General features: G+C 62.3%; 13 protein-coding genes. 9 read left to right on the top strand and 4 right to left on the bottom strand.

Annotated elements, in window-relative coordinates:
- The first annotated feature begins 33 nt into the window (after positions 1-33).
- The 6 genes from ABZ345_RS46490 (at position 34) to ABZ345_RS46465 (ending at position 5,686) form a co-directional block, all read left to right on the top strand.
- Complete coding sequence (locus ABZ345_RS46490) at positions 34-1,245, top strand: helix-turn-helix domain-containing protein (protein ID WP_359862041.1); 1,212 nt, start codon at positions 34-36, stop codon at positions 1,243-1,245.
- A 12-nt stretch (positions 1,246-1,257) separates the two neighbouring features.
- A complete protein-coding gene (locus ABZ345_RS46485; protein WP_359862039.1) occupies positions 1,258-1,992 on the top strand; it encodes a 5-formyltetrahydrofolate cyclo-ligase in 735 nt (244 codons plus the stop codon).
- A gap of 36 nt (positions 1,993-2,028) precedes the next feature.
- A complete protein-coding gene (locus tag ABZ345_RS46480; RefSeq protein WP_359862037.1) occupies positions 2,029-2,991 on the top strand; it encodes a radical SAM protein in 963 nt (320 codons plus the stop codon).
- Between the two features lie 123 nt (positions 2,992-3,114).
- Positions 3,115-3,753: an AAA family ATPase gene (locus ABZ345_RS46475; protein WP_319990211.1), complete on the top strand. Its 639-nt coding sequence runs from the start codon at positions 3,115-3,117 to the stop codon at positions 3,751-3,753.
- Positions 3,754-3,755: 2 nt separating this feature from the next.
- Complete coding sequence (locus ABZ345_RS46470; protein WP_359862035.1) at positions 3,756-4,580, top strand: aminoglycoside phosphotransferase; 825 nt, start codon at positions 3,756-3,758, stop codon at positions 4,578-4,580.
- Positions 4,581-4,681: 101 nt separating this feature from the next.
- A complete protein-coding gene (locus ABZ345_RS46465) occupies positions 4,682-5,686 on the top strand; it encodes a Scr1 family TA system antitoxin-like transcriptional regulator (RefSeq protein ID WP_359862033.1) in 1,005 nt (334 codons plus the stop codon).
- Positions 5,687-5,746: 60 nt separating this feature from the next.
- On the opposite strand, the gene ABZ345_RS46460 is transcribed toward ABZ345_RS46465, so the two are convergent.
- Positions 5,747-6,760: a tyrosine-type recombinase/integrase gene (locus ABZ345_RS46460; RefSeq protein ID WP_359862031.1), complete on the bottom strand. Its 1,014-nt coding sequence runs from the start codon at positions 6,758-6,760 to the stop codon at positions 5,747-5,749.
- A complete protein-coding gene (locus ABZ345_RS46455) occupies positions 6,757-7,221 on the bottom strand; it encodes an AbrB/MazE/SpoVT family DNA-binding domain-containing protein (RefSeq protein ID WP_359862029.1) in 465 nt (154 codons plus the stop codon). Before ABZ345_RS46455 ends, ABZ345_RS46460 begins: the two co-directional genes overlap by 4 nt.
- Positions 7,222-7,779: 558 nt before the next feature.
- On the opposite strand from ABZ345_RS46455, the gene ABZ345_RS46450 reads away from it, so the two are divergent.
- The 3 genes from ABZ345_RS46450 (at position 7,780) to ABZ345_RS46440 (ending at position 10,967) form a co-directional block, all read left to right on the top strand.
- On the top strand, positions 7,780-8,574 hold the full coding sequence (locus ABZ345_RS46450) for a hypothetical protein (RefSeq protein WP_359862028.1): 795 nt from the start codon (positions 7,780-7,782) through the stop codon (positions 8,572-8,574).
- Positions 8,571-10,169 carry an AAA family ATPase gene (locus ABZ345_RS46445; RefSeq protein WP_359862026.1) on the top strand — a complete coding sequence of 533 codons (1,599 nt, stop codon included), beginning with the start codon at positions 8,571-8,573 and terminating at the stop codon, positions 10,167-10,169. Before ABZ345_RS46450 ends, ABZ345_RS46445 begins: the two co-directional genes overlap by 4 nt.
- An 87-nt stretch (positions 10,170-10,256) precedes the next feature.
- Entirely contained in the window at positions 10,257-10,967 is a 711-nt protein-coding gene (locus tag ABZ345_RS46440; protein ID WP_359862024.1) for a TIGR02391 family protein, read from the top strand.
- 463 nt (positions 10,968-11,430) lie between these two features.
- On the opposite strand, the gene ABZ345_RS46435 is transcribed toward ABZ345_RS46440, so the two are convergent.
- Together ABZ345_RS46435 and ABZ345_RS46430 are read right to left on the bottom strand one after the other, a co-directional pair.
- A complete protein-coding gene (locus tag ABZ345_RS46435; RefSeq protein WP_359862022.1) occupies positions 11,431-12,624 on the bottom strand; it encodes a pentapeptide repeat-containing protein in 1,194 nt (397 codons plus the stop codon).
- 939 nt (positions 12,625-13,563) lie between these two features.
- The gene (locus ABZ345_RS46430) at positions 13,564-14,121 is read right to left on the bottom strand and encodes a DUF5753 domain-containing protein (protein ID WP_359862020.1); all 558 of its coding nucleotides are present in this window, start codon (positions 14,119-14,121) and stop codon (positions 13,564-13,566) included.
- Positions 14,122-14,351: the final 230 nt, after the last annotated feature.

Raw genomic sequence — 14,351 nt, 5'->3', positions numbered from 1 at the left:
GAGGCCGTCGTTCCCGCATCCCAACACGATAAGATGATCAAGACGAATCGTCGTTCCCGCCCCAACCATCCTCATGTGCGAAAGACGGGGCTAGCCGCCCACCGCAGGGCTATGGGGTATTCACAGGAGAGGTTGGCCGAGCTCCTGCGAGTCACTCCCGGAACCGTCGGTCGCTGGGAGCAGGGCAAGTCCACCCCGGAAGCCTGGCTGCAGCCGCGGCTCGCGAAGGTGCTGGCTGTGTCCGTTCAGGAACTGATCGACCTCCTGAATCCGCGTGCTGAGTCGCCGGCGGATGAGACCGCGCACGGCGATCGCCTGGAGCGTGCGCTCGCGAGCCCATCGAAGGTCGACCTGGTCACCGTGGCGGAACTGCGCCAGCACATCGCTCTGCTGAGCCTTCGGTACGACGGTGAGCGGTCGACCGGGTTGCTGGCTGAGGCGGGGCAGGCACTCGGCCAGACCCGTTTGCTGCGCGAACACGCACGTGAGTACCGGGTGAGGCGGGACCTGCTCGCGGCCGAAGCGGAAGCCTCCACTCTGATGGGCCAGTTTGTCTGGGACGCATCTCAGCGTCGCGATCACGATGCCGCGAAGGGCCATTTCACGACTGCGGCTGAAGCAGCACGCAAGATCAATGACCCGGTGCTGGAAGCCGTCGCGCTACTGCGCACGTCATACGTCGAGCTCTACGGCACCGAAGATCCAGCCGAGGGCCTGGTTCTCACCGAACGTGCGGCCGACGTGGCTCGAGGGCACAGCGATGTGTTGACGGGGCTGGCAGAACTACATGCAGCTGAAGCACGCGCGATGCTCGGCGAACGCGTCGCGTGTGAGCGTTCGCTGGAACGAGCACAAGACCACTTTGGACGCATCACAGCCGACGAACCCGTTGTGGAGATGTTCTCCGAGACGCAGCACAACCGCCTGGCCGGGTCCTGCTACTTGCGCTTGAACGACGCTTCGCGGGCTCAGACGACGCTGGAACGAGTTGCTTCCCAAGCGCCGTCCCGCTCGAAGTCGCGCAGCATCGTGCTGGCGAACTTGAGCTTGGCGCACATCCAGCAGCGCGAACTCGATCACGCCGCGGCGGCCCTGCACATCGCGATCGACTGCGTCGAGGCCACGTGGGGTGGCGGCGGCCTCAAGGTGATCTTCGGAGTGGCCCAGGAACTCCGTCCCTGGCGGAAGGAACCTGTGGTAGATCAGGTGTATGACCGCCTCTTCACCATGATGGCGGCGTCGTAGAAAGGTTTGCCTGTGGCGAATCCGGACGAGGCCAAGAACGAGATCCGCCACCGCGTCTGGGACTTGCTCACCGAACACCGCGCCGCTCAACCTGACGTGCACGGTTCGATCCCGAACTTCGTGGGTGCCGAGCTGGCCGCCCAAAGGCTCGCGGGGCTGTCGGTCTGGAAGCAGGCGCACGTGGTGAAGGTTGTACCGGATAAGCCGCAGGCTCCGGTCCGGGTGTTGGGTCTTCAGCAGGGCAAGCTGCTTTACGTAGCAGTTCCGAAGATCGCGGCTGCGAAGCCGTTCTACGAACTCGACCCGGCGAATCTGCCTGTTTCGCCGGAGGAAGCGGCGGTGCCGAAGAAGGCCGCGTTGTTCGCGAGGACCGTCGACACGGACGAGATGCCCGAGATCGACCTGCTCGTGTGCGGAACCGTGGCGGTGAATCGCCGGGGCGTCCGGCTGGGCAAGGGCGCGGGATACGCCGATATCGAAGTCGCCCTGTTGCAGGAGGCAGGGCTGATCAGCGAGGCGACGACGATCGTCACGACGGTCCACGACCTCCAGGTCGTCGACGGCGATCTCCCGGAGACCAGTCACGACTTCTCTGTCGACCTCATCGTCACTCCGACTCAGGTCATCGAGTGCGGACCGCCACGGCGGCCGGCGGGGATCCTGTGGTCGGAGCTGGATCCCGCGAAGATCGCTGCCATTCCGGCGCTCGCGTCGCGGGCAGCTAGGCGTCCTGCGTCTGGCCTGTGACTACCTGATCGGCTCAGCGACGTCCTCTGGCTTGGAGTGCCTCCAACAACTACGCAGGTAGTACGGCGGAGTGCGAGAAGCGAGGGGAAACACGTGGGGGCTCAACCTGACCTGCAAACGCGGGTGACGTTCGCATGGCTCGAAGTGACTGGAAAGTGCCAGCTGCAGTGCGATCACTGCTATGCCGACTCTGGCCCGGCTGGTTCGCACGGTGCGATGACTACCGAGGACTGGGGTAGGTCGATCGATCAGCTTGCTGACATCGGAACGAGGATGGTCCAGTTCATCGGGGGCGAGCCGACGCTGCACCGTGCGCTGCCTGTTCTCGTCCAGCGTGCCCTCGACCGAGGACTGAGGGTCGAGGTTTTCACGAACCTGGTGCACGTCCGTCCGGAGCTGTGGGAGGTCTTCTCGCGGTCCGGTGTCCAGCTCGCCACCAGCTACTACTCGGATGACGCCGAGCAGCATGAGCGGATCACCCGAGGCCGGCGCAGCTACGAGCGAACGAGGTCGAACTTTGTAGAAGCCGTTCGGCGATCGATCCCGGTGCGGGTGGGCGTGATCGACGTCGATGAGGGACAGCGTGTCGATGAGGCAGTGACCCAGCTGCGAGATCTCGGGGTCGGCGGCGAGGTGCGAATCGATCGTCTGCGGCAAGTCGGCCGTGGTGTCCGCGATCGTGGGCCTGACCTGGGTGAACTGTGCGGACAGTGTGGCGACGGTAGGGTCGCGATCGCACCGGACGGGTCGGTGTGGCCGTGCGTGTTCTCCCGGTGGTTGCCGGTGGGCAACGTGCGGGAGGAGTCGCTCGCCGACATCCTGACGGGATCGAGGATGACGGAGACCGCATCAGTGCTCGCGACGGAGTTCGCTCGGCGGCCTCTGAACCCGTGTGTGCCCAACATGTGTGATCCGCAGTGCGGGCCGAGCTGCAGCCCGGCGTGTCGGCCCGCCGGCAACTGCGTACCTACGGGAGCCTGCGCTCCGGACTACGACTGATCAAAGGAAATTCCACCTATGCTCGCCCGCCGCGCCTACATCCCCGAAGAGTCGCTGCCTCGTGGCTCCCGGAGACCGTGGCCGCTTGACGTGCCGTGCGTCGCCCAGCTAGCAGACGAAGGCATGACGTTCGAGCGGCCGGTGACCTTTCTGGTCGGCGAGAACGGCTCCGGCAAATCCACGCTGGTCGAGGCCTTCGCCGAGGCGTGGGGGCTGGACGCGCAGGGCGGGCGGGCCGGGCGGAAGTACGTCAACGACCGGCCGAAGTCAGAGCTCGGTGAGATGGTGCGGTTCGACACCACCGCCCTCGGCGCCCGGCACCGCATCGGCCCGCGGACGAAGCGCAAGGGCTACTTCCTGCGCGCCGAGACCGCGTTCGGCTTTATGAACGCGGTCAGCGGCATGAACGGGTACTGGGATGAGGACACGAGCGAGATGAGCCACGGCGAAGGCTTCCTCACCGTGTTCGCCGCGATGTTCCGCGAGCCCGGCTTCTACCTGATGGACGAGCCTGAAGCGGCGTTGTCGTTCCAGTCCTGCCTGCGTCTGATGCACCTGATGTACGAGCTGGGCAAGTCGGGGGCGCAGATCATCTGCGCGACGCACTCGCCGATCCTGGCGTCCACACCGGACGCGGACATCATCGAAGTGGGGGAGCACGGCTTTCAGCGGTCAAAGTGGGAGGACCTGGCGCTGGTCGACCACTGGCGCCGCTACATGGCGACCCCCGAGGCTTATCTGCGTTACGTCACCGAGGAGTAGCGGTGCACGAGGACCTCAGCGACGCCGACGCCCAGTTCCGCGAATGGATGCGCGAGAACCTTCAGCGGGCCGCAGCGCACTTCGGACTCGATCTCGCCGGCGAGCCTCGGCTCGGCTGGATTGACCGTTCGATCAGTGCGCTCGCCAGTCGTGGCGAGGAGCAGTTCTGGTTGCGGGTGGTGTCGGAGAACAAGCAGTGGATCAGTGGTGCCTTCTGGACCGGCAACCTCGACGCCAACGTGTTGACCGGGCTGGCCAAACCGCGCGTGCTGGACGTGTTCGAGTGGGAGGAGTACCGGCAACAGCGCGCGGAGGTGCTGACCTTGTTGCCAGGTTCGCCGTGCTCCCGTACCGATGCGCTTCGCGAGCCGATCGACCTGCCGGATGCCTGGTGGGCTGAACTTCGCCGCACGATCGACGCGGTTGCTTGTACGCCGACGGATCGAGTCAACGCGGACCAGGAGTTGGTCAGCAAGCGAATCCGGCAGCGGTTCGGTGATGCCATGACTCCTGTTGTCTCCCAGTGGGAAACGGTGCACGGCGACCTGCACTGGGCCAACCTCATGGGACCGGCCTTCGGCCTCCTCGACTGGGAGTGGTGGGGACGCGGTCCAGCGGGCACGGACGCCGCGACCTTGCTCTGCTACAGCCTTCTGGTGCCGGAAATGGTCGAGCGGGTTCGTTCCGTCTTCGGCGATGTGCTGGAGTCAGAGTCAGGCCGGATTGCCCAGCTCTACGTCGCGTCCAGGCTCTACCGCCGGATGGACAAGGGCGATCACCCGGACCTTGCCGACGTGCTTGCGGTCCACGCCGAAACGCTCGTGTGAGCAGCGTGGCGACGGCGCAGGCACCCGATCGGGCGACTAGCGGTGTTTCTGCAGGTGAGACGCAGTAGTTGCGGGATTCGTGCTAGGTCGCTGCGCGATTGATGAGCTGGTCTGACCTGCGGTGGAGCAGTTGGCTGATTGTGCCTGGCACAACAGATCCCAGCTACTGCAAGGAATTTCCCATGCCGCAGAGATGCTCCACGGCTCGTGGCCGCGAGTTCGGTGAAGGCGTGCGGGCGGCCATCAAGGCCTCCGGAATGCCCGCGCGACGAGTCGCTGAACTCGTCGGCTGGCAGGAGGCGAAGCTGTCGGACTTCCTCAACGGCAAGATCGGATGCACCGAGACCGAACTCGCCCTGCTGCTGGGGGTCTGCCGCACGCCGGTTGAGGAACGTGACCGCCTGCTGAACCTCCTGCCCGAGACGCATGTCAAAGGGTGGTGGCAGCAGCACGGCCCGTGTGTGCCGGTGCGGCTTCGCACGCTCGTCCAGAACGTTGCGGCGGCGAAGACCCTGACAACATGGCATCCTCACGGGATTCCGGTGTTTCTGCAGTCGGTGGACCACCTGCGTGCGGCGATCTCGGCTTGTCCGAATGTGCCGGACGGGGAGATGGATCGGCGTGTCAAGGCTGGGCAGGAGTTGCAGGAGCTGCTGTTCGGCGGTGGGGTGCAGTGCGCGGCTTACCTCCACGAGCAGGCGCTGTATCTGCCGGTCGGTGGACACGACGTCCATGTCGGCCAGGTGCATCACCTGTTGCTGATGGCGGTCCGCAGCAACGTCACGATCCGGATCTTGCCGACGGCCGTCGGTGCTCACGCAGGCATGAGCGGGGCGTTTACTCGGCTGACCTTCCCGGCCTACGAGCCGCTGGTCTTCCTCGAACACGAGAACTCCACGCTCATCCAGGAAGAGAAGACAGCGGTCGAGAGCTATCAGGAAATTGTCTGCTCGCTCGACAGGTCCAGCCTCAACGAGGAACAGTCGAAAACGATGTTGCTCCAGCTCGGCGAGCGGTTGTCAGCCGCTGACTCCTCGGGACCCGCAAGGCATCTGCCAGGTGCACTCGCCGCTGGTGCGTCCTTCCCCAGCGGCTACCGGTTGTGAGTCGGAGGCTGCCTGCTCGCTCGTGCCATGAGCAGGCAGCCCCAACCGTCCTGGAATCAGCTACGCGGCCAGCGGGTGGTGCTCACCGGTGAGTGTGGCCAGTGCTGTGGCGACTTCTTTGAGGGTCGCCCGTACGTAGGTCGTGGTGCTCCCTGCGTCGCTGTTGGTGTCGTTGTGCCCGGCGAACGCGCGGGCGACGGCGTAGCCGAAGTGGCGTTCGACCCACGTGAGAGTGGTGTACCGGATCCAGTGCGTGCTGACGCCCTGTTTCGCCGCCCAAGGCAAGCTTTCGCCGACGCGGACCCAGAGGCGGTCGTAACGGTGGTAGGTGATCGGGCGCCCGTCCAGGTAATGCAGGAGGCGTCCGTTCATTGGCGCGCCGCGTTGTTCGACGTGTTGCAGCAGGTGCCACATCAGCGTCGGGGAGACCGGTTGCCAGCGCGACGACTCGCCCTTCTCCCGGAGATAGACCAGGCAGTTCTCCTCGTCGAGGTCTTTAGGGCGCAGCGCGAGAGCACCACCACGGCGGGCGGCGGTCTCGGTGTGGAACCGGATGATCAACGAGTCGAGTTGAGGGTCGTTGCCTCCGGTGGCGACGACGTCGTTGAGCTGGTCCATCTGCTTGCCGGACAGCGCCCGGCGGTTGCTGGGCTGCCGTCGAGGCTTGGGGACCTTGGCGGCTGGGTTGGAGCGTTCGTCGATGAGTTCGTCGTTGACGGCGTGTTTGTAGAGGCAGCGCAGTGCGGCGATGAGGTGCTCTGCGGCGGAGTTGCCGTTACGGGTGTTGCGTCGGACGGTCAGGTTCGCCTTGATGTGCTGGACGAGCCGCTGGATGTCGGTCGGGGTGCGGTCGCTCAGCGAGATGTCCGCCCACTGGTCGAGCACGCGGTTCCAGTACGGGGTGTAAGCGCGCCGGGTGCCGTCGCTGACAGCTCCAGCGACGACCGGGATGTACTCGGCGAAGGTCGGGGCCGGCGGTTTCACGGAGTTGAGCAGGTCCTCCGCCGTGACGCCCATCCGGTCGAGAACCAGGCGCGCGGCGTCGAGCTCAGCCTGGGTCGGTGCGCCGGTCATGCGTCCTCACCACCTGGCAGCACGGGCAGCACCAACTCGTCCAGAGCGATCGGTGGGAACACCGTCACCGTCTGGCGGTCGATGTGGGCCGTGAGGAAGACCCGGTCCCCTGAAGCGAGACCCGCTGCCCGGCGGGCGTCTGCAGGCAGCCGAAGATAGCCCTCCTTGGTGAGCTTGAAGAGGCCATGTGGGTCGGCGGTCACGACCAGGAGGCCGTCGTGCTCGCGGATGCTCAGACGAGTGCCCGCATCCCACGCCAGTGCGGCCGTGATGTGACGGTCCGCGACTCGGCCGCGGTGGTCGACGGCGGCCATCCGGTACAGCACGTTCGTCTGCCGGGCCGGTCGTGACGCAGGGACGACGATAAGCGGGAGCGGCTGACCAACGGCGCGGGCTGACGCGCCCGTCGCGTGCCCTGGCGCGGTCTCAGGGACGATGGGACGGATGTAGGAAACGGTCATCGGACGCCACCCGCAGGTAGCACCGAAACGCAAAACAGGTGCTCAAGTGGACTTGAGCACCTGCCACGTAGACGTCGCAAATTTGCGACATTTTGGTGTCCGAGGACGAAGTCGCACACTATTCACCCACGTAGCCCTGCCTGGCCCTGAGTAGGCCCACCTGGCCCGATCTGGACATGAGGCCCGTCCCGCGGCAGCCCTGCGGGACGGGCCTCTGCAACTCCACATGAGTGCGTGACCAGCAGACACCCGGTTGTAGGACGCCGGGGACGAGGGACAGGTGCAGGCGTCAGCGTGTGAATTGTGCCGTTCGTACCGCACCCACGTGGTGAGGCCAGTGGGACGGGACAGGGGATGAGATGCTGATCCTCGCTCGTCGATCTGCCGACGCCTTCGATCTCGCTCGAGTCGCTGCGGTCGAGTTGGACAAGACCACGGAGCGACATCGAGTGCAGACTGGGGAAGCAGTAGGTCTGGACAGTCCAAATTGGAGAGTCGTTTGCCCTGTAACGGCGCCTAGGTGCGTTGCGATTCAGAAGCATCGGACATGGCTTGAGTATGATCATCCCCGCTGACGGGGACGAGGGGGCAGCGTTGAACCAGGCGCATACGGCGTTGACGTCGACTCTGAGTCTTGTGCGTAGCTCCATGATGAGGCTTCACGAATCTTGCCGTAAGCATATCGAGGAGATTACGAGCGAACTTCAGGGGCCGATGGAAAACGTACTTGCTCTTGAGGGCGACTTTGGTGATTGGCTGAGTGTCATTGCCAAACGTCCAGAAGCGGAGCAGCTACTCTCTGCACACCGCGACTTCGGCATCGCGTTCTATGGGGTTTCCTCAGGCCTGTACAGGCAGGCATTTTCAAGCTTGCGGTCCTTTATCGAAGTATCGGTTGCGGCAATCTACCTAAGCTCAACGGAACTGAAGCGCCGGCAGTGGGTGAGTGGCAAAATAGACATCAGTTGGTCGGCTCTCACTTCTGACGACGATGGGATCTACTCAAAAGCATATGTAGAGGCGTTCTGTCCTGCAGCGCTTGGTGAGCATGCTGAGATGCGATCCGCTCTCCGGAGATGCTATAGGAGATGCTCCGAGTACGTTCACGGAAACGTTGAGACATCAAGTCTTCTGCCGGCGTCTATTCAGTTTGATCTCAGTGTGGCGAACGAATGGCTCATTGTCGCCAACGATGCGCTCGAAGTCGTGGTTCACTGCCTGATGGTTAGATACTTCGGAGAGTTTGACGCTGATCAGCGCCTCCGTGTCGAGCCGGCTCTTGAAGGAAACTTTCCCAACCTGGCATCAGTTAGAAAATTGCTCGGCCTTCCGATGGAGGATAACTCGAAGTGACTAGCGCTGATCTCAATTTCCGAACGGAAGACATCGATCCACGGGAGATTGGCGAGTTTTTCGTCGAAACCGAGACTGACCGAGCGACGATCGAGACGTTGAAGACGAAGAGAACGGTGGTCATTCAAGGGGCACGAGGCGTCGGCAAATCGTTCTTGCTTAGGGTCACGCAGAGCGAACTTGAGCGTGACTTCGGTAAGTTGAGAATTCTCCCTGTCTACCTCACCTTCAACAAGGCCGGGCTGCTCAGAACCACTGATCCTGAGCGGTTCAAGCATTGGATGTTGGCTAAGATCTGTAACCGGGTTATGCGCGCCGCGAGGCAGAAAGGGCTGGTTTCTTCCACGACGACCGTCTTCTCGTCGCTGGTTCGGGATTCCTCGGACGAAGCCGTCGAGCATCGACTAACCCAGCTTGAAGAGGCCTTGGAGGCGTCCTGGAAAAGCCGGGAAAGCCAAGTCGCCTTCGACTCAGGGTTGAACCCGGAAAGCATCACTGACGCAATTGAAGATCTTTGCTCTGCTGCAGATCTACGTCGAGTGGTGCTTCTGATTGATGAAGCGGCACATGTCTTCATACCTGAACAGCAGCGGCAGTTCTTTACGCTCATTCGCGACTTGAGAACCCCGTATGTATCCGTGAAAGCGGCCGTCTATCCAGGCGTGACCTACTTTGGTGACTCCTTTCAGATGAGCCACGATGCTGAGCTGATAGACGTCAATCGAGATATCCTGGACGACGAGTATCTACAGTCCATGCGAGAAATGGTTGCGAGGCAAGATAAGACGCTCGCGACCGCGATTGAGCGATATGGCGAGGCTTTTGACGCGCTCGCCTACTCGGCCAGTGGTAATCCGCGGATCTTGATGCGTACCATCTCTGAGGCGTTGCCGTTCAATTCAAACAACGTGCAGAAGGTGATGCGAGAGTTCTATAGGATCAAGATTTGGTCTGAGCACACTGACCTTGGTGGTAGATACAGCGGGCACAGGGAGCTGATTGATTGGGGGCGTGAGTTCATCACGCGCACCGTTCTCCCTGGCCTTGACAGCGCAAAAGGTGAGGAGCTCGACGCACGCGTCTTCATCTGGATCCATCGGGATGCGCCTGCTTCGGTCCGTGAAGCGCTCAGGCTGCTTTGTTACAGCGGTATTCTGCACGAGGCAGGAACGGGCCTTGTCGCGACCCGCGGGAACATTGGCACCAGATACATGCTCAACGTTGGTACGCGCACGGGGCGGGATAGCAACCCCATCGCTATGACGACTAAACTTAGACGGGCAATCTCGATTAAGAAGATGGTTGAGTTCGGCGCTAACCATCACGCGTACGCGGAGATTTCGCGTATTGATGTCAGTCAAATCGACCCGGGGCAAAATGAGCTGCTGGAAAAGCAGCTTGCTAAGTCTGTAGACGGTCTTGTGTTGACGAGTTTCTGTCGTAGCAAGCTTAAGGAGCTAGGATTCGACACGGTAGGCAAAGCTCTTGCTGCGTCAGAGGAGGACTTCCGTAAGGCCAAATGGGTGGGCGAAGTTCGGTCTCGCCAGATGATGAACGCCGCTACCGAAGCCGTTCTGGAGTATCTGTCTGGCTGACGAGTCGCAAAGGCGGTCAGTCGTCTTCCGTCCTGGTTCCAAGTGGCCCTTATGCTTCGCTCCTGGTTTTAGATAGGAGGACTTCTAGTGATCAGGCTGAGCCCGGCCGACGCTCTAGCATTGCCGACTGATTCGCTCGCGATGATCGTTCTCGCCGATATCGTCAATATCGGCGAATGGAACGAGTATAACTATCTCAATCTCTATCGAAATGACTTGGCAGGACTCGGATATGCCAGGAACGTCGAAGCCAGACGGGCTATTGCTGAGGCCACGGGGTGGCTCCGTGCTCGCGGCATGATTGCCCGCACACCGGACCAAACTGCCGATGCCGCAATTTTCGTGACGCGTTGGGGGCGCGAAGCGCTGGGGAGGAGTGTTGACCATGTGAACGCAGTGCACCGCCTCCAGGATGGCCTGCATTCAATGGTGGAAGCAAAGGCTCGTCAGCAATTCCTGCTTGGTGAGTACGAGAACGCGATATTTGGTGCGATGCGAGCCGTTGAAGTTCGAGTTCGAAAGCTCTCGGGGTTCGGCGATGACATGTTCGGCGTGTCAATGATGACTAGGGCATTCGGTCCAAATGGCCCGTTAGCTGACCCGAGTGCGCCGAGTGGCGAGGTTCAAGGGACGATGATGCTCTTCGCCGGTGCCTACGCCGTTTTGCGTAATCCATCCGGTCACCGCGAGGTGTCATTCGACGACGTAACTGAGGCGGCCGAGGCCGTTCAGGCGGCGAGTCTACTAATGCGCATACTCGACCGTGTCGAGAACCGACTGGCAAATTCAACAACTTGACGACGTCTGCCGTGTAGGGCAGTCCTGAGCGCCGGCTCCACTGACCGGCAGCCGCGTCGGCAAGCCTGCTAGCGCTTTGAGTCAGTGCTTGCTGGCGAGTTCAGCCAGAAGGTCGCGTGACAGATGGCCGGTGAAAGCGGAGCTAAACGCATGCTCGAACCGAGCGGGGATGCGATCGACGACTGTCTGATCTTCGACGTCTGCCGAGATCGACATCCTCGCCTCGTTCAAGAGTCTACCGGGCGATCAGGTGCTTAATGTCGACAACCGCTACCACAACCTGCTGCTCACCAGGCTGCACTGCCTTGGTGAACTAGCCGCCGCGATGCTCTTCACCCGCTGGAAAGACCTGAACCTGGATCACACTGTGCCCTTAGGATGATACTGAGAACCTCATTATGGACGGAGGTCGAGTCGCTTAGCACCGGTTTTCTATAGGTGGCTTGCCTATGCTAATTCTGCCTCAGTCCGGATCTTCATCATGCACTCTAGTTAGGGTTTCTTGGATCGAGTCGTCACAGCCGGACAGGCATAGCACTTTGTACATGCTGGTTGAAACCGTCGGAAGCTGAGTGTGCGAATCTATTGTAGCTGACCTTAGCTGCTCGACTGACAGTGACGCTTGGCTAAGGTCGGCACCTTGAAGCTTTGCACCTGTCAAATCGGCATCGCGGAGTTGTGTATCCGGTAATACTGCGTTCCTTAATGATGTATTTTTCAGGTTAGCGTCCCGCATCTGTGTGCGGCCTAGTAGTGAATCGGAAAGTACGGCGCCGGTTAAGTCGGCGTCCTGGAGGTTCGCGTGCCATATATGCGCCTTTCTCAACAATGCATATCTCAGTTCGGCTCCTTGGAGCTGCGCGTGGTCGAGTTGCGCGTTGTACAGCCAGGCGCTGCTTAGCTCAGCTGTCTGGAGTAGGGCGCCTCGGAGATCAGCGTGGTGCAGGCATGCGCCACCAAGCCGTGCTCCCTGCAGCTGTGCCCCCATTAGGTTAGTGTCGCGTAGCCAAGCTAGTGTCAAATTTGCATCGCGGAGTTGTGCGCCTTTGAGGTTTGCATTACGCAGCCACGCGCTTGCAAGGTTTGCGCCTTGAAGGTGGAGATCATGAAAATCGAGCTTTAGGCGTTCGCGCTTAAACCGTCGAGGTCGGCAGCCTAGTGCGGTGAGCGCCGCCTGAACGTCTGCTGCAGGCTCGGTTGGCAACTCTGCGGCATCTGCGTCAGTAGGTGGGTGAATCCATCCCTCGTCTATCATGGGAGGGGCGGTTCGAGGGGTCCGTTCGCGAATGAACGCCATAAGCACTTCGACGACATCGCCGTGGTGCTGAGGGGAGTCGCGTATGACGTGTTCGAGAGCATGAACGCCACCGATTCGAACGTATAGTTCGTCAGAGCCGAGTCGCTCCAGTGCCTTTGTGAAGCGTTCTGTGACTTGACCGCGGTGTGCGAGCCGATAGTTCCGCGCCGTATATAGTAGGCCGGTTCCCACGACCAGTGCACCGCCAATTGAAATGGCGATCAAGCGCGCGTTGTGCTCTGCGGTGAGGCGGTGCTCTGGCCGAATCTGTGGATCTCTCAGTATTTGCTGATTCGTGAGTAGATCAGGTGCGTGCCAGACGGCAAGCGCGTACAAACCCGCAAGCACGAAGGCAGTCACAAGCAACAAGGCGACGCGGAAGGCGGTTCTGGCAACCGCTCCTGTGCGTGCGCGCGCAATATGGATCACACTTGGATGTCGTCGGATCGCCAACGGCGGTTACGCTAACCTGCCGAAGTCTTGACGGTCGACCCGTTGCAACCGCAGAAAAACGGCCATATGCAGTGCCCTCCCGAGGCGGGGACCGCACGCGGCCGACCCGTGACTACGTGATCGTGCGCCGTTGTGGGCGTGACGCTGCCTGCCGGTAGTCGTCGACCAGCTGCACCAGAGCGTCCATCCGGTTTCGCCAGGGGCCGCCATGCACTTGCGTCATGCTGGCGGTCTGCGCCTCCCAGCGGCTACTACGTCGCCCGGTCACTGACAACATTGGTTCGAGGAACCCCACCACGATCGGCGCGTTCGTCTGCCCGGCCAAGACCCGCCAGCCCATTCGCGTCGGGTCCGACGAACGTTCGAGCCGAACGGTATCCAGATCCAGCGGGGCAGGTCGCGCTGGTCGCTTCGCACGGTTCGTGTGCGACGCGGCTTCCATGACAGGTTTCGTGACGGGCGGTTGGTCCGCCTCGGCAGCGGGAGCGGCTGGCGCGAGCCGGGAGAGTTCGGCAGCGGCATGTGTGAGCAGACGAGTGACTTGGTCCACGTCGCCGTCCGCCAAGACGGCGTGGCGTACCTCGGCAGCCGCCGCCTCGATAGCCGCCACGGCCGCCAGAACGTCCCCATGCTGGGTGGCGACACGGGCGCGGCGGGCACGCTGTCGACACGCCGCGTTGTGATAGCGGGCCGGTCGGCCACGGTTCGACCCTGCCGCCAAAGGCTGTCCGCATCCCGTGCACTTCACGACACACCTCCCTATTCGTGACTAGTTTCGTGACGGTTCAGACGAGCGTAGCAGGGTGCGTCACGAAACTAGTCACAAAATTCGGCGCGCGTGACTGGTCAGTCTGCGCTGTCCTTCAGCAACTGCGCGGCCTCAACCAACCGGCCGACGGTGTCCTCGGCAGGGAGTGCCGCAGAGGCCAGCCGCTCGAACGTCTCCGCGTACGGCCGCCGCTCGGACTCGGCCTCCAGCCACGTCCCGGCGTGCAGGGTGTCCAGGTACACCACGTCCTCGAACTCGTCCTGCCGGAACGACAGCAGGGTGAACGACGTCATTCCCGCGAACGCGCCTACCTCGTCCGGCACAAGCCGCATTCGCACACCGGGAAGCTCGGCAAGCGCTGCCAACCGCAACAACTGATCAGCCATCACCAGCGCGCCCCCGACCGGCCGCCGCAGGACCGCCTCACCCACGACGAGATCCAGCCGCAGCGACGGCCCCTTGCTGAGGTGCCGCATCACTCGCTCGCGGTGCGCGTCGCTGTAGTGGCGGTGGTCCTGCTCGGACACGGTCTCCACCTGAGCACCACGGAGCGCGGCCTCGTACTCCGGTGTCCGGACGAGTGGGGGCAGCACGTCCAGCGCGACCGCCCGCGCGTAGCTCGCTTCGGCCTCCACTTCGGCATACGTCCAGCCGACACAGGACGACGCGTCGTCAGCCAGCAGATCGATGGGCTTGACCCGTTTTGACGGACACCTGAGATCAGGGGTTTTGCCCCTGGAAGGATGTCCTTATGAAGACCACGGGCTCGGACAAGCCCCGGCGTCCTCGTCGTGCGTTCACCCCGGAGTTCAAGGCGGAGATCGTCGAGCAGTGCCAGCGTGGCGACCGCTCGATCGCGCAGGTC

It is taken from the genome of Lentzea sp. NPDC005914, from assembly GCF_040629405.1.
In the GTDB taxonomy this organism is placed as follows: Bacteria; Actinomycetota; Actinomycetes; order Mycobacteriales; family Pseudonocardiaceae; genus Lentzea.
This window is presented reverse-complemented; position numbering and strand designations above follow the sequence as displayed.